18 protein-coding genes are annotated in these 20,847 nt (G+C 72.0%); 6 read left to right on the plus strand and 12 right to left on the minus strand.

Translation table 11 applies throughout. From position 1 onward, the window contains the following. Nucleotides 1–660: 660 nt before the first annotated feature. Both IF83_RS0119465 and IF83_RS0119470 read left to right on the plus strand, forming a co-directional pair. Nucleotides 661–2,172: a hypothetical protein gene (locus IF83_RS0119465; RefSeq protein WP_030545833.1), complete on the plus strand. Its 1,512-nt coding sequence runs from the start codon at nt 661–663 to the stop codon at nt 2,170–2,172. 53 nt (nt 2,173–2,225) lie between these two features. Beyond that, the gene (locus IF83_RS0119470; protein ID WP_030545835.1) at nt 2,226–3,305 is read left to right on the plus strand and encodes an AI-2E family transporter; all 1,080 of its coding nucleotides are present in this window, start codon (nt 2,226–2,228) and stop codon (nt 3,303–3,305) included. Nucleotides 3,306–3,385: 80 nt separating this feature from the next. On the opposite strand, the gene IF83_RS0119475 is transcribed toward IF83_RS0119470, so the two are convergent. The 4 genes from IF83_RS0119475 to IF83_RS0119495 all read right to left on the minus strand — a co-directional run bounded on the left by IF83_RS0119475 (nt 3,386) and on the right by IF83_RS0119495 (nt 6,770). Next, a complete protein-coding gene (locus IF83_RS0119475) occupies nt 3,386–3,796 on the minus strand; it encodes a VOC family protein (RefSeq protein WP_030545837.1) in 411 nt (136 codons plus the stop codon). A gap of 286 nt (nt 3,797–4,082) precedes the next feature. Then, nucleotides 4,083–5,087 carry an AraC family transcriptional regulator gene (locus tag IF83_RS0119485; RefSeq protein WP_030545840.1) on the minus strand — a complete coding sequence of 335 codons (1,005 nt, stop codon included), beginning with the start codon at nt 5,085–5,087 and terminating at the stop codon, nt 4,083–4,085. A gap of 137 nt (nt 5,088–5,224) precedes the next feature. After that, a complete protein-coding gene (locus IF83_RS0119490; protein ID WP_030545842.1) occupies nt 5,225–6,076 on the minus strand; it encodes an NmrA family NAD(P)-binding protein in 852 nt (283 codons plus the stop codon). 280 nt (nt 6,077–6,356) lie between these two features. Beyond that, nucleotides 6,357–6,770: a winged helix-turn-helix transcriptional regulator gene (locus IF83_RS0119495; RefSeq protein ID WP_244177131.1), complete on the minus strand. Its 414-nt coding sequence runs from the start codon at nt 6,768–6,770 to the stop codon at nt 6,357–6,359. Between the two features lie 63 nt (nt 6,771–6,833). On the opposite strand from IF83_RS0119495, the gene IF83_RS0119500 reads away from it, so the two are divergent. After that, nucleotides 6,834–7,283: a YybH family protein gene (locus IF83_RS0119500; RefSeq protein WP_051722962.1), complete on the plus strand. Its 450-nt coding sequence runs from the start codon at nt 6,834–6,836 to the stop codon at nt 7,281–7,283. A gap of 86 nt (nt 7,284–7,369) precedes the next feature. Here the strand turns inward: IF83_RS0119500 and IF83_RS0119505 are convergent, their stop codons facing one another. Next, the gene (locus IF83_RS0119505; protein WP_078843629.1) at nt 7,370–8,392 is read right to left on the minus strand and encodes a LysR family transcriptional regulator; all 1,023 of its coding nucleotides are present in this window, start codon (nt 8,390–8,392) and stop codon (nt 7,370–7,372) included. 80 nt (nt 8,393–8,472) lie between these two features. Between IF83_RS0119505 and IF83_RS0119510 the strand changes: the two genes are divergently transcribed. After that, on the plus strand, nt 8,473–9,486 hold the full coding sequence (locus tag IF83_RS0119510) for an EamA family transporter (RefSeq protein WP_078843630.1): 1,014 nt from the start codon (nt 8,473–8,475) through the stop codon (nt 9,484–9,486). Here the strand turns inward: IF83_RS0119510 and IF83_RS0119515 are convergent. The 3 genes from IF83_RS0119515 to IF83_RS0119525 form a co-directional block, all read right to left on the minus strand. Next, entirely contained in the window at nt 9,455–9,742 is a 288-nt protein-coding gene (locus IF83_RS0119515; RefSeq protein WP_030545850.1) for a hypothetical protein, read from the minus strand. The two genes, IF83_RS0119510 and IF83_RS0119515, sit on opposite strands and share 32 nt — an antisense overlap. Continuing rightward, complete coding sequence (locus tag IF83_RS0119520; protein ID WP_030545852.1) at nt 9,739–10,593, minus strand: isocitrate lyase/PEP mutase family protein; 855 nt, start codon at nt 10,591–10,593, stop codon at nt 9,739–9,741. Before IF83_RS0119520 ends, IF83_RS0119515 begins: the two co-directional genes overlap by 4 nt. A gap of 154 nt (nt 10,594–10,747) precedes the next feature. After that, nucleotides 10,748–11,734 (minus strand): DMT family transporter, encoded by a 987-nt coding sequence (locus IF83_RS0119525; protein WP_051722963.1) that lies wholly within the window; start codon nt 11,732–11,734, stop codon nt 10,748–10,750. Between the two features lie 468 nt (nt 11,735–12,202). Here IF83_RS0119525 and gntA point away from each other — a divergent pair, with 468 nt between their 5' ends. Both gntA and IF83_RS0119535 read left to right on the plus strand, forming a co-directional pair. Next, nucleotides 12,203–13,054: a guanitoxin biosynthesis heme-dependent pre-guanitoxin N-hydroxylase GntA gene (gene gntA, locus IF83_RS30445; RefSeq protein ID WP_078843631.1), complete on the plus strand. Its 852-nt coding sequence runs from the start codon at nt 12,203–12,205 to the stop codon at nt 13,052–13,054. Between the two features lie 292 nt (nt 13,055–13,346). Next, entirely contained in the window at nt 13,347–13,814 is a 468-nt protein-coding gene (locus IF83_RS0119535; RefSeq protein ID WP_037680537.1) for a hypothetical protein, read from the plus strand. Nucleotides 13,815–13,919: 105 nt separating this feature from the next. Here IF83_RS0119535 and IF83_RS0119540 read toward each other — a convergent pair whose 3' ends face one another. The 4 genes from IF83_RS0119540 to IF83_RS0119555 all read right to left on the minus strand — a co-directional run bounded on the left by IF83_RS0119540 (nt 13,920) and on the right by IF83_RS0119555 (nt 20,336). Then, nucleotides 13,920–16,085: a TerD family protein gene (locus IF83_RS0119540; RefSeq protein ID WP_030545861.1), complete on the minus strand. Its 2,166-nt coding sequence runs from the start codon at nt 16,083–16,085 to the stop codon at nt 13,920–13,922. Between the two features lie 304 nt (nt 16,086–16,389). Beyond that, entirely contained in the window at nt 16,390–17,106 is a 717-nt protein-coding gene (locus IF83_RS0119545) for a polyamine aminopropyltransferase (protein ID WP_030545863.1), read from the minus strand. A 320-nt stretch (nt 17,107–17,426) separates the two neighbouring features. Next, nucleotides 17,427–19,661, minus strand: coding sequence for an N-6 DNA methylase (locus tag IF83_RS0119550; RefSeq protein ID WP_030545865.1), 2,235 nt, complete (start codon nt 19,659–19,661; stop codon nt 17,427–17,429). A gap of 15 nt (nt 19,662–19,676) precedes the next feature. Next, nucleotides 19,677–20,336 (minus strand): hypothetical protein, encoded by a 660-nt coding sequence (locus tag IF83_RS0119555; RefSeq protein ID WP_030545867.1) that lies wholly within the window; start codon nt 20,334–20,336, stop codon nt 19,677–19,679. Nucleotides 20,337–20,847: the final 511 nt, after the last annotated feature.

Raw genomic sequence — 20,847 nt, forward strand, 5'->3', positions numbered from 1 at the left:
CGATGTCACTGTTCGGAGTGACGGCGTGTGTTTGACCCCTCCTGGGTCAATTTCGTCGGCCCACGAAGGCTAGAGGACACCTCGGAGATTGTCAGTGCACCGACAATCAACGCCGCAAGTTGGCTGGAACCAGCCCATGCCAGGCGCCCGGCCGCCGGGCAGCGCCGTGGCGGACGGCGTTGGTGGCGGCCGGCTCGGAGGTCCACAGGGCGTGGTCGTCGCCGAGGTAGGGGGCGAAGGGCCTGCGGCCAGCGATGTGGCGACGGCGTGCCGGGCGGGCCGTGCATGCCGTGCATGCCGTACGGAGGCTGGGCGGGCGGGAAAGCGCCAGTGGGCGGGTACGCGAGGGATCTCGGGCATGGGTCAGTGTTGGTCGTCACTACCGACCAGCCGCATCCCGGCAACCGGGCCCGGGCTTCCGAGCCGTCGGGCTCGCCAACGCCCGCCATTGATCCGCTCGTTCATCCGTCCGGCGAGCGGAAGGACAAATCCAGAGTGCTCTGGTTCCCAGCCGTGCGCGGGCGCGGTAAGGATGGCGCGTTCGACTTCCCCAGGCAGTACGGGGTCGGCGGGCTTGCCGTATGCCACGGGACGAAGCCGTCCGACTGATCCCGGTGGAACGGCGAGGTAGACCTGAGACAGGCTCACTATTCTGCGTGGGTGCTCTCCTATGACGAGTTGTCCTCTCCGGAGCGCGAGCTGTGGGATGCGTTTCCCCAGGGGCACCGAGTTGATCTGCGCACCGGTGGCCCCGCCACGGACGATCCCGCCGCGGGCGCCCGATGGGGGCCCGAGCGTACGGTTCGTGCGGCTGTCGTGGCGGCGCTGCTCCTCGGCGCGAACGGTGACCGGGCCGGCGCCGTCGCCGCTCTGCGGCTCACCGGCGCGCGCGTCACGGGCCGTCTCGACCTGTCCGGAGCCGAGGTCGGTCACACGGTCTCGCTGAAGGACTGCCGACTGGACGAGGCCGTGAGCCTGCGCGGTGCCACGACTCGAACGTTCGAGATCACGGACAGCCGGCTTCCCGGGATCGACGCCGAACTGGCCCGCATCGGAGGTGACCTGGATCTGAGGCGATCCGTTGCCGAAGGCGGCTCCCTCGTACTCATCGGCGCTCATGTGGCCGGCAATCTGCTCCTCACGGCCACCAAGGTCTCGGGTCCCGGAGAGTGGGCCGTGCTGGCCGGCGGCCTCGCCGTGGAGGGTGCTCTCTTCGGCCGGCGGCTCACCACACGAGGCGGGCTGCGGCTACCCGGCGCACAGCTCCGCAGCGGCCTGTTCCTGCAGGCCGCACGGCTGGAGAACGCCGGCGGCGTCGCACTCGCCGCAGGGGGCGTGGCCGCCTCGGCCGTGGACTGCTCGGAGGGTTTCACCGCACAGGGGGAAGTGCGGCTGCGGAGGGCCCGGATAGGAGGTCTGCTGAGTTTCGCGGGAGCCCACCTGAGAGGCACCGGCATAGCCCTCGATTGTGCGGCGATGCAGGTCGGGGAGTTCGACTACTCAACCGCCGCGCCGGCCGCAGGAACGGTGGACCTCCGCTCCGCACACGCCGCCTGGTGCCGGGACGACGAACAGAGCTGGCCGGAGAAGGTCCGGCTGGACGGATTCACCTACGGCTCCATCCGCTACGGCGACACCGTGCACGCGGCGGGTGAAGAGGAAACTCCCGCCGGGGACGAGGTGGCCCGTCGCCTGGCGTGGGTCCGGCGGAGTCCCGGCTATGCCCCGCAGCCGTACATGCAACTCGCGGACTGGTACCGCCGGATCGGCCACGACGACGACGCCCGGCGCGTGCTCCTGGCCAAACAGCGCCACCGGCGCCGGACGCTGCCCTGGGCCGCACGTGCGTGGGGGCACCTGCTCGACGTCACCGTCGGCTATGGCTACCGCCCCTGGCTGGCCGGCGTCTGGCTCCTCGCGCTGACCCTGCTGGGCACGCTGTCCTTCGGCACGCACTCCCCCAGTCCGAGCAAGCCCGGGGAGGGAGCCCCGTTCCAGCCGCTCGTCTACACGCTGGACCTCCTGATCCCCATCGGGAGCCTGGGTCAGCGCACAGCCTGGTACTGGTCGAACGGCGGTCTCCAGTGGCTGGCCTACCTGCTGATCGCCGTCGGCTGGGTACTGACGACCGCCGTCGTCGCCGGTGTCACCCGCACCCTGCAGAAGACGTAGCGGGCGCGGGCCGTTCGGCGGAGCCGGCGCGGCCGGTGCGTACGCTGGGCGGCGTGCAGCTGCTTCCGACACCCGTCCGCCGGCTCGCTGCCTGGTGCGCCGTCATCCTGCTGGTCTCCGGCGTCGTCTACATCGGGATCCGGTTGAGCGTGGCGTTCCGGCCGGCCGTCATTCCGGTGCTGCTCGCTCTGCTCGGCACCGCGCTGCTCCTCCCCCTGCACCGGTGGCTCGTGAAGGCGGGGGTCCACCGCTCCCTCGCCGCCGGGCTCACCTGCGCCGCCGTCCTCGGAGCGGTCGGCGGTGCCGTGTACGTCGTGACGATCGCGCTGGTCGACACCTGGGACCAGATCGTCGACTCGCTGCGCAGGGCGGTGCGGGATCTGGCCGATCAGTTCGGGGCGTCCGGCACCTCCCTGGAGGATCTCGCCGACCATGCCGTGGGCGTCCTGGGCAGGTTCGGCGGATCGGCCGCCTCGGGCGTCGTCAGCGGGGTCAGCTGGGCCGTCCAGGCGCTCGGCATGGCGGTGCTCGCGCTGCTGCTGGTCTTCTTCTTCCTGCGCGACTCCGACCGGGCCGCGGACACCCTGCGCTCGCTCGTCCCGCGCGACAGCGCCGACACCGTCGAGGCGATGGCCCGGCGGGCCTTCGAGGGCGTCGAGGGGTTCATGCGGGGCACCACCGTGGTGGCGCTCATCGACGCGGTCTGCATCACCGCGGGCCTGCTCGTCCTGCGCGTGCCGGGGGCCCTCGGGCTCGGCGCGCTCGTCTTCATCGGCGCCTACGTCCCCTATCTCGGCGCCTTCGCTTCCGGCGCCGTGGCCGTGCTGGTCGCGCTCGCCGACCGGGGGCTCGCCATCGCGCTCTGGGTGCTGGGCGTGGTGCTCGTGGTCCAGATGCTGGAGGGGAACATCTTCCAGCCGGTGGTCCAGAGCCGGACCGTGCGGATGCACCCCGCTGTGGTCCTCGTGGCGCTCACCGCGGGCGCGTCCGTGGCCGGGATCGTCGGCGTGCTCCTCGCCGTACCGGTCACCGCGGCGGCGTTCGGGGTCGGCCGCGAGCTGCGCGCCCGGTACGCGGCGTCCCCGGCCCCGCCGTCCGGGGGGCACTCCCCCGGGCCGGCCGCGGACGCGTAGGGCCGGAGCCGGGGCCCGGGGCGGTCCTGGGGCTCCCGTCCGACCGTCAGGTGGTTGCTTCGGGGAGCCACGGTGATGCTCTACGCGTTGGACCAGGTCCGGGTGGACAGCACCAGCAGGTAGCCGTCCGGGTCCTGGAGGGTGACGCCCCAGGTGTCCCAGTACGGGTTGTGCGCGGGTACCCGCTTGCCGCCGTGCGTTTCGAGCCGTTCCACCAGGGAGTCGGGTACCGGTTCGCCGAGATAGACGACCAGCAGGTCTTCGGGGGTCGGCTGCGGGTCCACGGGGGCGGCGGGATCGTGGACGAGTTCCAGGTGCCAGGCGGCGCCGGGCCAACCGACCATGAGGAGTGAGTGCAAGCCGGGAGTACCGTCCGCCGCGTGCCGGTACAGGACGTCGAGACCGAGGCCGGAGACCCAGAACCGTTCCGCGGCCCGGAGGTCGCGCGACGGGCGGGCGATGCGGATGTGGGCCGTGGCGTCAACCGGCAAAACGATGCCTCCTGGTCGCGCGGGCCCCTCGTGAGCCGGCGGGTGGCTCAGAGCCTAGAGAGCCGGTGCTCGTGAGCCCATCGGGCGCTGGTCCTAGGTCCCGTCTCCCACCACGGATTTGTGGCGGCGTTGGTGTGCGCGGCGGCGGTGTGGGGGCGGGGTCTGCTGCTCGCCGCCTTCGGCGGTTCCGGGGCCGTGGTCCCGGTCGGTGGTCTGCGGTCGGTGGTCTGCGGGCAGCTCTCAGCCCGCGCCGGCGGGGTCCCGGCGGGCGTGCCCCGGCCGGGGATCAGTGGCTGAGGATCACCGATTGTGCGGTGGAGGAAGTGGGGTCGGGGGCGGGAGCGGTCGGGCCGGTGCCGGTGCCGGTGCGGAACTCCTGGGGGCTGAGGCCGCGTTCGCGTTTGAACGCGGTGCTCAGGGCGAACGGGGTCGAGTAGCCCACCCGCCGGGCGATGGCGGCGAGGGAGAGGTCCGGGTCGCGGAGGAGGTCTGCGGCGAGGGTCAGGCGCCAGCCGGTCAGGTAGGACATCGGCGGTTCGCCCACGAGTTCGGTGAAGCGCCGGGCCAGGACCGCCCGGGAGACCCCGGCGGCCGACGCCAGCGCGGCCACCGTCCACGCCTCCGCCGGGCGTTCGTGCAGCTGCCGCAGTGCCGGTCCGACGACCGGGTCGCTCTGGGCCCGGAACCACCGCGGCGCGCCGGTGCCCGGTTCCGTGAGCCAGAAGCGCAGGACGTCGATGAGCAGAAGGTCCAGTAGTCGGTCGAGGACCACCTCCTGGCCGGCGTCCTCCCTGTCCACCTCGGTGGCCAGCATGCCGGCCAACGGGGTCCGGACGGCCGCGGCGGGCTGGATCAGCAGCGTCGGCAGGCCCGCGAGCAGCCTGCGCCCGACCTCGCTGGGTGCCTGGTAGGTGCCGCTGAGCATCACCGTCGAGCCCGCGCGCTGCGGCTCGCCCCAGGTGCGCACCCCCAGCGCCATCGTCTCGGTGACGTCCTCGCCGCCGGCGGTGTTGCAGCGCTGGTCCGGGCCGACGGTGACGCCCGGCGGCGTCGCCGGGTCGTCGGCGAGCGTGTACGGCTCCGGGCCGCGCAGGACCGCCACGTCCCCGGCCGCCAGCCGCACCGGCGCGGCCCCCTCCCGGAGCACCCAGGCCGAGCCGTGCAGGAGGGTGGCCAGCGACAGGGGCGCGCGGTCCTCGATGCGCAGGCCCCACGGCGGGTTGAACACCGACTTCAGGAGGAAGGCGCCGCGCGCCTTGGGGCTCTCCAGCAGGGCGCTGAGCATGTCCACACCTGTCTCCTCGTCGCCGTCACCTGTCACCTCGTCGCCGTCGCGCTGTTCGATGTCCGTCCCGCCCCCGTCGCTCCGGCGCCGTGCCGGCCGGTCTGCGCCCGTCCGTCGGTCGGTGCCCGATGCCCGTGGCCGGGTCAGGCGTCCCAGACCCCCGTTGCCGCCGCCTCCTTGGCGTACGTCACGAAGTCCCGTGGTTCCCGGCCGAGTACGTCCCGGACACCGTGCACCAGTCTGGCGTTCCGGCCGTCGGTGATGAGGGTGAACAGGTCCGCGATCTCCTCCGGTTCGCCCGCCTCCCGCAGCGCCGCCCGGTAGTCGTCCGCGCCGACCGGGACGTAGGTGATGGTCCGGCCGGTGGCCGCCGACAGTTCGCGGGCCACGTCGTGGAAGCTCAGCAGACGTGGGCCGGACAGCTCGTACGTCCTGCCGATGTGGCGGTCGTCGGTCAGCGCGGCGACCACGACGTCGGCGATGTCGTCGGTGTCGACGAACGGCTCGACGGCGTCTCCGGCGGGCAGCGCCAGCTCTCCCGTCCGGACCGGGCCCAGGAAGAAGCTCTCACTGAAGTTCTGGTTGAACCAACTGGCCCGGACGACCGTCCAGTCGCACCCGGACGCCTTGAGAGCGTCCTCACTCGCGACGGCGCCCTCCTCGCCCCGGCCGGAGAGCAGCACCAGGCGGCGGACGCCCCGCGCCACGGCGACAGCGGCGAACCGCTCGACGGCCTCCCTCGCCCCGGGGAAGGCCAGGTCCGGGTAGTACGTCACGTAGGCGGCGGAGACCCCGTCCAGCGCGGCCTCCCACGTGCTCTCGTCCTCCCAGACGAAGGGGATCGCGGCACTGCGGGAACCGATCCGCACGGGGCGGCCGAGGCCCCGCAGGCGCTCGGCGACCCGCCGTCCGGTCTTTCCGGTGCCGCCGACGATCAGGACGGGGGCGGGGGTTGAGGTGTGGGCGGGGGTGGTGTTCTGCGCGTGAGGTGTCATGACTCCAGTGAAGTCGCCGCCGCCCGGACGGTACATGGCGCTCGCGCTCGTCCGCATACGCGATCGTCTCGGTTGCCGCGGTCTCCATGGCATGCCGGCGAGCGCGGGCTCGGTCACGGATCCCGTCGCGGATGCGGTCACGGTCGCGGTCGCGGTCGCCTCACCGCTGCGGTCGCCCTCACGGCTACGGTCACGCATGCGGTGCCGGATGCCGGTGCCCTTCCCGCTGCTGTTGGCCTTGCCGCCAGTTGAGGCCAGGGCTCGCGAACGTCCCGGTCGGTCAGCCGCGGTGGCTTGCCCCCTGGTCGGTCTCCGTCGCGCCCTCGCGCGTGGTGGTCTCCGCTCCCCAGTCCCACAGGGCTTGCAGGACGGGACCGAGGCGCTGTCCGCGCGGGGTGAGCGCGTAGCGCACGCGCGGCGGCCAGCCGGGCCGGCGGTCGCGGTCGACGACGCCCGCCTCGGCGAGCTGCGCCAGCCGGTCGGACAGCACCTTGTCCGACAGCGTGGGCAGCGCCGCGCGCAGTTCGCTGTACGAGCTTTCGCCGCGCAGCAGTTCGCGGACCACCAGCGTCGTCCAGCGTCCGCGCAGGGCCGTCAGCGTAATCTCCACCGGGCAGCCGGGGGTGGGCGCCGTGACGTTCGCGTGCGGGTCGTCGGGAAGTCCCGCCGGGTGACCAACCGTTCGGTGAGCCACGAGATCGCCTCCTAACGTGTGGGGCGCTTCGATTCTCCCGGCCCGGAAGGACGTTCGTCGATCATGCGAGAACTGGCCCATCGGCCCGAAGAGGTGCCCGCGGTGTTCGCCGAGCGGTTCAACAGCGGCGACCCCGCCGCGCTGGCGCAGGTGTACGAGGACGCGGCGGTACTCGTGCCGCGACCGGGGACGCCGGTCACCGGGCCGGAGCTGTTGGCCGCCAACAGCCGTCTGCAGCAGCTCGGAGTCCCCATCTCCGTCCGTCCGCGGCACGTCTACCGGAACGGGGATCTGGCGCTGCTGATCGTCGACTGGTCCATCGACGGGACCGACCGGCAGGGACGGGCCGTCCACGTCGGGGGCACCGCCACCGACGTCGCCCGGCGCGGCCCGGACGGCCGCTGGCGGTACGCGATCGACAACCCCTTCGGCACCGGTGCACAGCAGCTCGTCACCGGGGCCGACGGGGACAGCGGTGACGTCGATGGCATCGGTGCCGCCGGGGACACGTAGGGCACCGGGCGTGCCGGAGAGCCGGTGGTGTGAGCGAGCCTGCACGGCAGTAGCGCGTCCCCCCAGCCGGGCTCGGAGTCCGTTTCTCATGCCGTGCCGTCGCCCGTGGCCGGGATGGGCGCGTTTTCCGGGACGGCTGTGACGGCGGCCGGAGCGGCCGGGCCGGTCGGGGCCGCTGGGACGGTCGGCGTGGCCGGGTCAGCCGGAGTGGCCGGAGCACCCGGGACGGACAGAGCCGCCTGTATCCCCAGGACGTCGAGGAAAGCCGTCGCCGCCGGGGTGCGGCCGGCTCGGTTCCAGATGGCGTATTCGGTCCGCGTCGGCGCGTCGGTCACCTCGACGGTGGTGACGCCGGTGAGCTGGGGCACGTAGGCGGAGGGCAGCAGGGCGATGCCGAGGCCCTGCGCGACCAGCCGGGCCATGAGGTGGTCCACGGTGCTCACCTCGAACGCCACGTCCCGGTCGAGGCCCGCGGCCGCGAACGCCTGGTCGGACTGGAGACGTCCGGCCGTCCCCGCCGGGAGGTCCACGAACACCTCGCTGGACAGCCGGCGCAGGCCGACCGCCGGCTCACCGGCGAGGGGATGGTCCGGGGCGACCACGGCGACGAGCCGGTCCCGGGCGAGGACGCGGGCGGCGACTCCCTGCGGCCGTGCCGTCGTCGGCAGCCCCAGGAACGCCACGTCCACGGCGCCTTCTCCGACCTGCTCGGCGAGGTGTTCGCTCCCGCCCACCCGCAGGCTGACGCGGACCTGCGGGTACCGGCGGCGGAAGTCGCGCAGCGCGCCCGGGATGTCGACCGCGGCGACGGTCGGGATGAGCCCCACGGCGAGCCGTCCCCGGACCTCCCCGACCGCCGCCGCGACCTCGGCGGCCGCGCGCTCGGCGGCGTCCAGGCACTGCCGGGCGGCGGGGAGGAACGCCGCACCGGCCGGTGTCAGCCGCACCCGGCGGCTGGTGCGTTCGAAGAGCCTCGCGCCGAGTTCCCGTTCCAGGCGGGCGATCTGGTGGCTGAGGGCGGACTGCACGACCCGGCAGCGCTCGGCGGCCCGGGTGAAGTTGTTGGTCTCGGCGACGGCGACGACGTAGCGCATCTGCTGGAGGTCCATGGATCAATCGTCAACCGAGATCGATGCGTTGACGAACATGTGTTGGACTCATAGGTCGCAGCACGATGAGACTTCCGGTCATGACCAGCCCACCCGCGCACAGCCCGTCCGCACCGAGCCCACCCGGAACGAGGGTGTCCGGCAACACCGACGCCGGCGTCCTCCCCGGACCCCGTCATCTGCCGCGCACCGCCCTGACGGCGCTTCCTCCCGTGGTGTGGGGGACGACCTACGTCGTCACCACCGAGCTTCTGCCGCCGGGACACCCGCTGTTCGCGGGGCTCCTGCGCGCTTTACCCGCCGGGCTGATCGCCCTCGCCCTCACCCGCACGCTGCCGCGCGGGGCGTGGTGGTGGAAGGCCGCGGTGCTCGGTGTGCTGAACATCGGGCTGTTCTTCCCGCTGCTGTTCACCGCGGCCGAACGGCTGCCGGGCGGTGTGGCCGCCACTCTGGGGGCGGCGCAGCCTCTCGTCGTCGCCGTGCTCGCCGTGGTGGTCCTCCGCGAAGGGCTGTCCGCCTGGCGCCTCGGCTGGGGGGTGGCGGGCGTCGCGGGTGTGGGTCTGGTGGTGATCGGGCCGAGCGCGGCCTTCGACGCCGTCGGCGTGGTGGCGGGCCTGGCGAGCGCGGCCACGATGGCGCTCGGGGTGACGCTCACCAAGCGCTGGGGGCGGCCCGCCGGGGTTGGCGCCACCGCGTTCGCCGGCTGGCAGCTCACCGCAGGGGGCCTCTTTCTGGCGCCGGTCACCTTCCTCGCGGAGGGGGCTCCTCCCGCGGTCGGTCCGGGCGCCGTGCTCGGTTATCTCTGGCTGGGGCTGGTCGGCGGGCTGCTGGCCTACGTCCTGTGGTTCCGCGGCATCGGCGCCCTGCCCGTCGGCTCCGTCGCGGTTCTCGTCCTGCTCTCGCCGCTGGTCGCCGCCGTTCTCGGCGCGGTGCTGCTCGGCCAGACGTTCGGTCCCGTCCAGCTCGCGGGGTTCGGGCTCTCGCTCGCCGCGATCGTCGCGGCACAGCTCCCCGCGCCGGGCGGGTTCGCGCGTCGCCGGCGCGTCCCCGGGTCCGGGGACGTCACCTCCCCGGCATCCCGGCCGGGGCGGTGAGGCTGTGGTCCAGTACCTCGTCCCAGCCGGCGGTCTCCACCGTGCCGGGCGGGGTGGCGCGGGCCCGGACCGTGACGGTGACCCGTCCGCCGGCGGCGCCGGTGTAGACCGCCGCTTTGCCCGGCAGCGAGCCGATCAGGCCGTTGTCCGGCAGCGGGAGTCCGGCCGCCGCCATGCCCGGCTCGGCCAGAAGGAAGACGTGATGGTCGACTGCGACGGTGGCGGTCGCCGGGGCGCCGGCGGCGGAGTCGCTCACGGCGCGGGGTCGCCGCCCGGACCGAGCAGTGCGTTCAGTTCGGGGTAGGGCAGGGCGTCCGCCCCGTAGGTGAAGGTGCCCTGCTCGCGGATCTCGGCCGCGGCCCGGGCCAGCGCTCCCAGCGCCGCCCGCGCCATCGACGAGCCGACGCTGATCCGCCGTGCGCCGAGCTTCCCGAGCTCGGCGACGGACAGCCGCAGCGGGCCGCCCATCAGGACGTTGACGGGCTTGCCGACGGCGGAGCACACCGCCCGCACGGCGTCGGCGTCCGGAAGGGCCGGGGCGTACAGGACGTCGGCGCCGGCCTCCTCGTACGCCCGCAGGCGGCGGATCGTGTCGTCCAGGTCGGGCCTGCCCTGGAAGAAGTTCTCCGCGCGTGCCGTCACGGTGAAGGGGAAACCGAGTTCGCGGGCGGCGGAGACGGCCGCGGCCACGCGGTCCACCGCTTCCCCGATCGGGCGGACCGGGTCCTCGGCCCGCCCCGTCGAGTCCTCGACGGAGCCGCCGACGAGGCCGGCGGCCGCGGCCAGCCGGATGGTCTCGGCGACGTCCTCGGGCGTCTCGCCGAAGCCGCTCTCCAGGTCGGCGGAGACCGGCAGCGGGGTCGCGGCGGCGATCGAGCGGGCGTTGGCGAGGATCTCGTCCCGGCCGACCGCGTTCGCGCCGTCCGGCCGTCCCAGGGTGTAGGAGAAGCCCGCACCGGTGGTGGCGAGGGCCGCGAAGCCCATGCCGGTCAGCAGGCGGGCGGTGCCCGCGTCCCAGGGGTTGGGGACGACGAAGGGCTCGGGGCCGGTGTGCAGGGCCCGGAACGCGGTGGCTTTGCGGTACTGGTCGTCAGCGGAACTGCTCATACCGGATTCTCCCGCGCTACGCGTTCGTGGATGTACGGGGACGGCGCATGGGCGCGGGCCCCCTCTGCGTGCCCGTCCGCAACGGCTGTTCCTGCGCGCCGGCTCCTGCGCGCCGTCCGCGCCGGTGGGGCCCCCGCCGATCCGTCCGCGCCGCTCACCTGCGGGCGTCCAGGCCCTCCCCGGTGGCCTCCGTGACCGGCCCGGGTGGCTGTTCCGGGGCCGCCGGAGCCGCCGGAGTCGCCGGCGCCGCGGGCCGCCGGGACGGGAGACGGGAGACGGCCACGCCGGCCAGGCAGACGGCGCCGCCCAGCAGGGTGAGCCAGCCGGGCACCTCACCCAGGGTGATCCACGACATCAGGACGACGACCGCGGGGACGGCGTACGTGGTGGCGCCCAGCTTCCCCGCCGTCGTCCGGTTCAGCGCGAAGGCCCAGGTGCTGAAGGCCAGCGCGGTGGGGAAGAGCCCGAGATAGACGAGGTTGAGCGTCGCCGGCAGCGGGGCCTCGGGCAGATCCGCCAGCAACTGCCCGGCGAACGGCAGGCACACGGCGGCGCCGGCGAAGCACCCGAAGGTGGTCACCTGCATCGGGCTCGCGTAGCGCAGCGCCGGCTTCTGCGCCACCACCCCGGCGGCGTAGGTGACGGCGGCGACCAGGCAGAGCAGCACGCCCGTCAGGGAGGACGGCCCGCCTCCGGACATCGACAGCCCGACCAGCGCGGCCCCCGCGAACGAGACGGCCATCCCGGCCAGCAGCAGCGGCGGGAACCCTTCCTTCAGGAGCCAGCCGCTGAGCAGGGCGATCACCACGGGTCCGATGTTGACGAGCATGGACGCCGTGCCCGCGTCCACCATCTGCTCGCCCCAGTTCAGCGCGACCATGTAGACGCCGAACCACATCACGCCGGAGGCGGCGATCCCCGGCCATGCCCGGCGGTCGGGCAGGGTGCCCCGCTTGATCAGAAAGACGCAGCCAAGGGCCAGTGAAGCGATCAGCAACCGTCCCAGCGCGAGCGCGCCCGGAGCGTAGTGCTCAGCCGATGCGCGGATGGAGACAAAGGCCGACGCCCACAGCACCACGGTCACGGCGGCCGCTGCGAGAGCACGGTGATCGGTCCGGGTATCGTCGGTCACGTGTGCCATGCGCGCACCGTATCGGCATCGGCGACCCCCGCATGACAGGTTTTTTTCGGCCACGTCCCGCTCAACGGGCCAGCCGTTTCCGGCCCGTGGGCCGTGCCCCGGCGCACGCCGGGCCCTTCCCCGGAACGGCCCGCCACCGCCGCCGGGGCGTCCGGGCCTCACTCTCCGTGTTCGCTGATCGTCCGCCTCCGGTCACGTCGCGTGAGATTCCGGTGGCGCGGGACGGGCTGCGGCAGCCCCGCGAAAAGCGGTCCCTGCCAGCGGATTTCGCTGATCGGCTTCGCGCCCGCACAATGGCCGTGGCGTCTTCGCCGACGGCGAAGGAGAGACCCGTCTCTTTCCGCCTCCAGACACTATTGACCTGCGCGATCGCGCAGCTTTTCATGTGTGTGCCGGGGCGGACGCCCAGGACGTACATGCCGGAATTGATCGCCCTCCGCGTCGGATGTGGCGGAAGGAGGGTGAGCTGTGAACGCTTCTGCGCGTGCAGAGGTTGAGAAGTTTCTACTGGGCGACAGGTTCTCTTGTCTGGCCGGGCGCTCCGCATGGCGTCAGGGCGGTATCACACACCGTCACTACGAGCGGTTCGGCAGCGGCGACTCCGCCCGCCTCATGGCCCTCGACCTCGAGGCGTTCGTGGGGTCGGCCGACTGGGACTCCCGCTCCTTCACCAGCTTCATCGCCACCTTCGAGGGCCCCCGCGGCTTGGACGAGGCCGGTTTTGAAGAGCACCTCTGGCAGGTGCTCCAGGACCTCCACGAGCAGGACGCGGAGACCTACCGCTGGGCCCCGGGCTACTCCTCCGACGCCCAGTCCGGCGAGTTCGCGTTCAGCGTCGCCGGACACCCCTTCTTCGTGATCGGGCTGCACCCCAACCACGTCCGGCTCGGCCGGCGCCCGCCCTTCCCCATGCTGGCCTTCAACTCCCATGTGCAGTTCAAGCGGATCAAGGCCGCGGGGATGTGGGACCGGCTGGCCGACAAGATCCGCAAGCAGGACATCAAGCTGCAGGGCGACATCAACCCCAACCTCCAGGAGTACGAGCAGCTCTCCGAGGCCCGCCGCTACTCCGGCAGCCGGAAGCCCGCCGACTGGCAGTGCCCCTTCCAGGCCCGGAGCGGCGTGGAGACGGGCGCCTCGGTCGCGGCGGGGGCCGGGGCGGACAGCCTGGCGGAGACCATGACGGACGCCATGACGGAGACCGGGCACCGCCCGGAGCCGGTCACCGGGCCCATGGAGCCGGCGGTTCCGGCGGTCCCGCGCGTCCCGTACCAGCCGGTGTCCGCCGACTCGCCCGTGGCCCCCGCGGCCATGGTCTGAGCCTCCCCGCCCTCCGTACGGAACGGCGGACCGGTGGATCGCTAACCGGCGAACCGGCGGACATCACGACGCCCGGCCTGCTGCGGACCACGCGACGCGGTGCGCGGCAGGCCGCCGGTGCACGGTGACTGCCGTTGCACGGCGGCTGCGGTGCGACTGCCGTGCGCGGCGACTGCGGTGCACGGCGGCCCCGGTGCACGGCGCCCCCGCCTCCCCGCAGGCTGGGGCCGAGGCCGGGGCCGCCGTCCGAAACCGGGTCCGCGGCGGATGAGTCTGTGGTCTCCTGCTCCGCGTGGACGCCACTCTCCCGACCCTCATCGCCGTGATCGGAACCCTGCTCGGTTCCGCCGTGACGCACTTCTTCCAGCGCACCGCCGACCGCCGCGCCCAGGACTTCGCCGCCGCACAGCAACTGCGGGCCGAGCGCATGCAGGTCTACAGCGACTTCGCCGGGGCCGTGGCCGATTTCCGGCGCGGCCAGTACGACCGCTGGCATCGCCGGGACGAGGACCCCGACGGCCCGGCCCATTTCGAGGCCCGTCTGGAGGCCCACCGCCTGCGCGGCACGGCCCTGCACGCGTTGTTCCGGGTGCAGCTCATAGCCAGCTCGGCCACGGTGGTGGACGCGGCCCGCCAGGCCTACGAGCTGACCTCCGACATCCCCCGGGCCGGGTCCAAGGCGGAGCTGAGCGCCCAGGGGGGCCGGGCCAAGGACTCGCTGGAGGCCTTCATCGTCCTGGCGTCCTCGGACGTCCGCTGAACACACCGGCTCCCGCGGCACCGGCCCCGGCCGGCGGCGCGCTCCTCCGGCCGCGCCCGCGTCCCCGCGCCGCCCCCGAAGCCGGCCGTCATCCCGCGGCGGCCCTCACCCGGTCTGCGGGCGGCGTCCCGGCCGGCCGCTGTCCAGGTGGGCGATGACACCGGCGTAGAAGCGGTCCACCGCGTCGTCCACGCTGCGGATGAAGCCGGACTCGGCGTTGCCGCGGGTGCTGCCCATGCCCTTGAAGAGGGACAGCCGGAAGCCGCTGATCGCGGCGCCGTCCTTCGGGAGGATGTCGGCCGGTTCCGGCCGCAGCCGTTCCAGGGTGCCGCGCGGCCCCGCGGCCGGGCCGTCGACCAGTGTCTCGATGTGGGTGTCGGCGGGCGCCTCGGCGAGTTGACGGATCAGGCGCTTGGCCCAGCTCAGCGGGTACCCCTGGTCCGGCGCGGGCATCTCGACGGAGGTGCGCAGCTTGCCGGTGCGCAGATCGGCCACGATGCCCAGGACGCCCCGGGATCCGTCGACACGGAGTTCCGCGCTCAGCCGGCCGTCTTGGCAGAAGCTCTCGGCGAGCGCCGCCCGACGCGTGTCGGGATCGGTTCCGCGCTTGGCGCGCTGCACGGGCAGGACCTTCTGCCCCAGCTCGCCGCCGAGCCGCAGGCACACCTGGCGGACGAGCCGCTCCCAGCTCTCCACGACCTCGACCGCGCGCGGGTCGCCCGCGCAGAGCGTCTCCTCGTCGATCCCCCTGCGCACGGGCACCCAGGCCGGACCCATGTTCTGGAAGCCGTGGCACCCCGAGTTGTCGTGCTGGAGGTAGTGCAGGAGTTCCTGGAGGAGCCAGGCGTGGGCGGCGTTGCCGACGCCTTCGTGGCGGATCAGCATCTGCGCCTGGTGCGCGACCTCCGCCCAGGAGAGGTGCCACAGCGCGACCTTGTGCTTGCGGCGCCTGTCGATCTTGACGTCGACCAGCGGCCTGCCGTCCAGGGCCACGTCGTTCGAGAGCGTGATGACGGCCTCGTAGCCGCGCCGGGCGGCGATGTCCATGTAGGCCTGCACCTGGTCCGGCTTGAGAGGATTGCCGTTGGTCTTGGTTTCCACCAGGGCGGTCCACAGCTTGCCCGCGCGCTCCACGCGGATGACGCCGTCCGGGCGCCTGGGGGTGTCCCCGTGCGGCAGGGAGACCTCGGCGAAGGTCTCCGTCCGGCCGGCCGGCGCCCCGAAGGCGGCGGTGAGCCGGCGCCCGAACTCCGGGACCTGTGCCATCACCGACAGCAGGACGGAGGTCGCCCTGGTCTCCCGCTCCCGGTCGGTCTTGAGGGCGGGGGCGGGGAAGAGCCGGGCCTGCCGCCAGGTGTCGTTCTCGGCGAGCGACTTCTTGGCCGCCCGGGGGATCGTCACCTTCTTCTTGGCGGTACGGGGGCGCCGCACGGCGGGGGCGGCGGCCTCGGCCGGGCCGGGCCCCGGGGAGGTGGCTTCGGCCGCGGGGGCCGGGCGTTGGGCGGGGACGGTGGTCGTCGTGGTGGGACGGGCGGGCGTTCCTGTTGGGCCGGGCGCGGGTTCGGGTGCCGGGGACGGGGCCGGGGGCGTTGCCTCCGATGCGTCGGCGCCGGGTGTGCCGGCCGTCTCCGCGGTGTTCCCGCCCACGCCTCCCACGCCGGCCGTCTTGGCCGTGCCCGTCGCGGCCCCGTGCGTCTCCTCTGCCGCCGTCGGCTCGTCGGGCTCCTCCTCCGGGGCGTCGTCCACGTCGATGCCGAAGTCCGTCGCCAGGCCGGCCAGCCCGGTCTCGTAACCCTGGCCGACGGCGCGGAACTTCCACTCCCCGGCACGGCGGTACAGCTCGCCGAAGAGGAAGGCGCTCTCCACGGTCGCGTCGTCGATCGAGAATCCGAGGACGGTCTCGCCGGTTCGGTCGGCCAGCGTCATCCGCAGGTCGTCCAGATCGCCGAAGCGGGCGCCGCCGTAGCGGCTGGCCGCCAGGACGACACGTTCCACCTCCGGCGCCATCGTGGCCAGGTCGAGGCTGATCCGGTCCTCGCTGCCGTTGGCGGTCGGGGTCTTGCCGAGCAGTTGCACGCTGCCGTCCGCCGCCACCGGGTTGTTGTAGAAGAGGAAGTCGGCGTCGCCGCGCACCTTGCCGTTCGCGTCCAGGAGAAGCACGGAGACGTCCGCGTCCCCGTCACCGTCCGTACTGCACCACGAAAGGCTCAGGACCACGGCGCCGGTGTCCTCGCTCAGAGCCGCCAGCCCGACGTTGGCTCCCTTGACCATCTCCAGCATGTCCCGACCCCCAAGCGCACGGCCGGCGGACCCTCCCCGGTCCGCAGCGGCCACCATGAAGCGTGGTGTGTGCCACACCCGCTGTAGGGGGGAACTCTAGTCGCCGACGCACACATTCGGGGAGTTGATGCGTTGATTGAGTGCACATCTCTTCGCGGAGTGTTCACAGTTGGCGCCTTGCCGGCCGTGATGACGACGACGCCTTCGGGAACCCGGGGCGGCCGGGACCGGAAGCGCGCGGGCGGAACCGCGCCGGCGTGCCGTCGGACGGATTCCGCATGTGTGCGAGCAGAGTTCACCGACCCCGGGCGACGTAGATCGTGCAGGAGGCCGTGTTTCCCTGGAGGGGGTTGTCGAAGGTGACGATCCGCGCCTCCGTATCCGGGAACACCTGCGCGAGCGCGGAGCGGAAGTCCTCGCTCGGCGGGTCGTTCGACCAGAGAGCGAATACCCCGCCGGGATGCAGGTGTTCCGCCAGGGCGCGCAGCCCTTCGGGCCGGTAGAAGCCGGCGTGGGCGGGGTGCAGCACGTGCTCCGGCGAGTGGTCGATGTCCAGGAGTACGGCGTGGAAGCGGCGGCCGGGCGTCTCGGGGTCGAAGCCGGCGGTTCCGGTTGCCCCCGCGAAGAAGTCGCCCTGGACGAGGCGGCAGCGGGGGTCCGACGTCAGGCCCTCGCCCAGCGGCACCAGCCCCTTGCGGTGCCACTCGACGACGGCGTCCAGGGCCTCCACGACCAGCAGCGACCGGACGCGCTCGTCCCTCAGGGCCGCGTCGGCGGTGTACCCGAGCCCGAGCCCGCCGACGACGACGTCCAGTTCGCCGCCCGCGCACGCCGCCAGGCCGAGGTCCGCGAGGGCGATCTCTCCCGCCGTGAACATGCTCGACATCAGCCACTCGTCGCCCAGCTTCACCTCGTACACATCGGTGTCCGAGGCGAGATGGCGGCGGCGCCGAAGGCTGATCTCCCCCATTGGGGTCGGTCGCCAGTCGAGTTCCTGGAATCTCGCGCTCATGGGCTCGCTCTCCTGGGTCCGGGCCCCGAAGGGGCCGTAGGGGTGTGCCGGTTCCGGTTCCGTTCCGCGCAGTACTGTGCCTGCCGCGGAGCGCCGTACGGGAACCACGAGGGGTGGACGGGATCCTCTCCGATGAACCGGGCGTGGCGCGGCCGACGACGCCGAGACGCCGTGGTCTTGAGGACCCAGGCCCGCCCCCCGCTCAGGCCTGTCTGGCAAATGATCATGGCGTGACTCATGTCCGAGGGGGCCAGGGGTAGAGGGAGCCGTTGTTGCCGCAGGTAGCCGACGTGGTGAGCGGGCCCTGCGCAGCAAGCTGGTCATTCCCCTGGTGGAAGCGAGACGCGACCGGACATGAGCAGATCCACCAGTTCGGCACGGTAGACATCGAGCGCCGCAATCAGTTCGGTGTGTGCTCGATGCTGTCGGTCCACGGTGTTCAGTACACGCCCGATCTTCCGCTGCTCGGCCAAGGGAGGCAGCAGGACGGGCAGGTCGTACAGATCCCTTGAGGAGACCGACTGCACGGCGGTTCCCTTGGCCCGCCGGCTGATCCAACTCTGGGTCTCAGGACGTTCCAGGAAGCCGAGGAGGTAGTCGGGGTACGAGAGTTCGGAGGGGCGGATCCGCACCAGATGGGTGCCGAAAATCCACCCTTCCTCCGCTTCCGTGACCAAGGCGCAGCGGCCCAGGGTGCCGGTTCGCGTCATCACCACGTCTCCGGGCCGGAGTCGGTAGCGCGTCAGAGTCTTTGCTTCGTCCTCCGGGACCCACGCCACACCTTCGTGCAAGATCCGGTGCCCGCGCACGGCCGCAGGACGAACCACGGGAATCCCGCGACCGGTGTCGTCCGCCTTGTCCAGCCTTCGTCCACCTGGGCCGACCGCGATCTCCGCCAGCGCGCCGAGCCGCTCCTGACGCCATTCGGGTGGGAGGCTCTCCCCTCTCCCACTGGGCGCAATTCGAGAGCTTGTTTCGCGCCATGGGTTCCCGGAACGTTCCAAGTTGTCGCTGAGCTTTCGCAGCCGTGCTGCGGCGGACTCCAACCGTTCCATTCGACGAGCAATAACCTGCTCGGTGATTTGGGGATTCATCAGCGGGAGCTCTGGAGCCGTCAGGGATCGCGGCGTGAGCACGTAACTCCGATCCCGCAGCTCATCGAGTTTGAGGGCACGACTGGCGAGGGCACCGGCACCGGGCGGAACAGGTTCGGTTCGCTCCGTTCCGTGGTGCCATGCGGTGTACGCGTCGACCACTGCGGCAATGTCCCCTTCGGTCAGCTCACGCAAGGTCGGGCTGATCATGCTGCCCAGCGCTGAGCCATCGATGAACAAGACTTCCTCGCGCCAGTCCACCGGCCGTGCCAGGATCCAGATGTTGACGGAAATCCCCGTGGTGGCGAACAACCGCGAGGGCAGTGCCACGACGCATTCGACGGCTCCATCCTCGATCATCGCGCTACGGATCCGCCCTGCGCGGCCGCCGATGAACCCGGCGCCCTCCGGCATCACCACTGCGGCCCGCCCGCCCGGAGCCAACTGGTCCATTACGTGCTGCAGCCATGCGAAGTCACCCCGCGAGCCCGGCGGGCCATAGCGCCAGGTCCGCTGCTCCTCGGAGGCGGACAGCCGTTGCGCAAAAGGCGGGTTGGTCACGATCCAGTCGATGCCGCTCGGCCAAGGGGATCCATCACGTGGCCCTTCGACTTCCATTCCCAGGCGAAAGGCCGCGCCTTCCGCGCCATGGAGGGCTAGATTCATGGTGGCGAGATGCAGAGCGTCACTGCTCGGAGTCGTACCCGTTAGGCGTGGCCGGATCCCGGATTCGGGTATCTCGGCGAGAACCGCCGTGAGCACTTCCCCAGCACGGCAGAAGGGATCGTGAACACGGCGCGGCCGGGGGACGGCAATGGACAACATGCGTGCCATAGTGCGCGCCACAGACTTCGGCGTGAATAGCTCTCCTCCTTCCCGCCGTCCGTGCTCACTCCGGTATCGGTCCACCAGCAAGTCGAATACAGCCGCGCACTGGGCTCGCGTCCCTGGGCCCTGCTGGCTGAAAACCTCAACAAGAGTGGCGACCTGTTCGTGGCCTGCGACGTCACGGTCGAGCACGGCGCACAGACCGGTACGCACAGATGTCGCCGAAGCACGGGCCGCGGGGCTGGTTCCCCATGTGTAGACCAGCCCGAGCAGCAACAGCATGTTCTCGGCTGGGGAGAACTGTCCACGGAATCGATCCGCCTCAGCCAGCAATCTGCGAACAAAGTCATGCGGGCTGAAATTGCCGCGGTCCAGCCCTGCCCGGAACCGATCGCCGAAGGTCGTACCCGCCAGCTCCCCTTCCCGCCGTACGTTCGCCGGCACCGTCCGCCGACCCAGCCAAGTGGCAACTTCATCTGCTCGGAAGACGTCGGTGTCCGAACGGCCGGATGCCGGCACCGGTGAGGGAAAATCCTGGTGCCGCCGCTCCCAGTTGGCCACAGCAGGACGTTTGACACCCGCGAGGCGCGCGATGTCGGCACGTGTCACGACGAGTTGCCTCAGGTCCGTCACAAGATCATCCTCCGGTCAGAAGCGCGCGGCTCGGGTGCCACCGAGAGAGGCGCGACGGCCTGCGAAAACCTCGGGGAAGCGATCCATCGTCTTGGCCTCAATCGCCAGCTCGGGGCTGATGTAGCCGAGCATGCGGTAGATCTTGGCGTGGTCCGCAGAAAGATCACGGTGGTGCACGGGTTCGTGGTGCATGATCCGGTTTCGCAGGAGGACCAGCGAGGTCAGACCGTCGTAGAGCCTCTTACGCGGCTGGTCCAAGTAGGGAAAGGCCTTGTGCAGGCTGGGTACCCACATGCCCCGGTCGTAGGTACGGCTCAGCAGGGAGACCCAGAAGCCGAACGACAGCTCCGCCACCATACTGTCGGCTGTGGGGACTACCCTTCTGCGCTCGCACTTCCGCCTGGCTTCCATGACGAGACGCTTGGTCACCCCGTCCAGAGGAGCCGCTTCCCACCAATCCGATCGGCCATACTTCCGACTCAGCTGATCGTGGAGAGCGTTGCGCAGGGCCAACTCCAGACAGTGCAGCGGGCCATACAGAGCGCCGCAAATCTCAACGTTCCACCAGTACAGACGGACAGCGGTCAGCGGCTCGCCCTGCGCGGCCACGACATACCTGCTCAGGCGCGGCCGGGACAGGGCGCGGACCAGCCACTCCGGCAGCCTCTCGATCACGAACTTCCCCCTCTGAACACGGCTCCACCTGCGCAGGCCGTTGCAAGAACCGGTGACGGTGATACCGTGGTCCTGAAAGCCCCGGGCCCGCCTCTGCTCAGCACGCCACCCGGGGCACGGCCTTCCGAAGCCCCTGGCAGCCATCGACTGCCAGGGGCTTCGCGTTTCCCGCGGTCTGCAGCGTCGTGATGACCGTAGCGAACCGCACCCCGACATGCAAGCGCAGCGCAGTGCGTGCATTTTTGTTAAGGCCTATCTCGGCCGAGCACGGAATTGGCGTAACAGACGGAAGCGGTCGTCGTACCTGCCTTCGGACGCGGGGCTCCGCGAGACCGGCCAGGGCCGGCCCGGCCCCGCTGCTTTCGGTGCGGGCCGGAGTCTGGTCCGGGCCGGTGCCACGGCCGGCGCCCAGGGCCGGGATGCTCCTATGGATGTCAAGCGGCTTCAGTGAGAGCGCGTTGTGTGGTTTGTCGGGTGGTGGTGCGGTGGTCGAGGGATCGCAGGAGGACGC

Source organism: Streptomyces albus subsp. albus (assembly GCF_000719865.1).
Classification (GTDB): domain Bacteria; phylum Actinomycetota; class Actinomycetes; order Streptomycetales; family Streptomycetaceae; genus Streptomyces; species Streptomyces albus_E.

Excerpts from the sequence above, each read along its gene's own strand:
- IF83_RS0119490 (WP_030545842.1), bottom strand. The coding sequence starts at position 6,076 with ATGACACCTCACGCGCAGAACACCACCCCCGCCCACACCTCAACCCCC.
- IF83_RS0119500 (WP_051722962.1), top strand. The coding sequence starts at position 6,834 with ATGCGAGAACTGGCCCATCGGCCCGAAGAGGTGCCCGCGGTGTTCGCC.
- IF83_RS0119505 (WP_078843629.1), bottom strand. The coding sequence starts at position 8,392 with ATGGACCTCCAGCAGATGCGCTACGTCGTCGCCGTCGCCGAGACCAAC.
- IF83_RS0119510 (WP_078843630.1), top strand. The coding sequence starts at position 8,473 with ATGACCAGCCCACCCGCGCACAGCCCGTCCGCACCGAGCCCACCCGGA.
- IF83_RS0119520 (WP_030545852.1), bottom strand. The coding sequence starts at position 10,593 with ATGAGCAGTTCCGCTGACGACCAGTACCGCAAAGCCACCGCGTTCCGG.
- IF83_RS0119525 (WP_051722963.1), bottom strand. The coding sequence starts at position 11,734 with ATGGCACACGTGACCGACGATACCCGGACCGATCACCGTGCTCTCGCA.
- IF83_RS0119540 (WP_030545861.1), bottom strand. The coding sequence starts at position 16,085 with ATGGTCAAGGGAGCCAACGTCGGGCTGGCGGCTCTGAGCGAGGACACC.
- IF83_RS0119545 (WP_030545863.1), bottom strand. The coding sequence starts at position 17,106 with ATGAGCGCGAGATTCCAGGAACTCGACTGGCGACCGACCCCAATGGGG.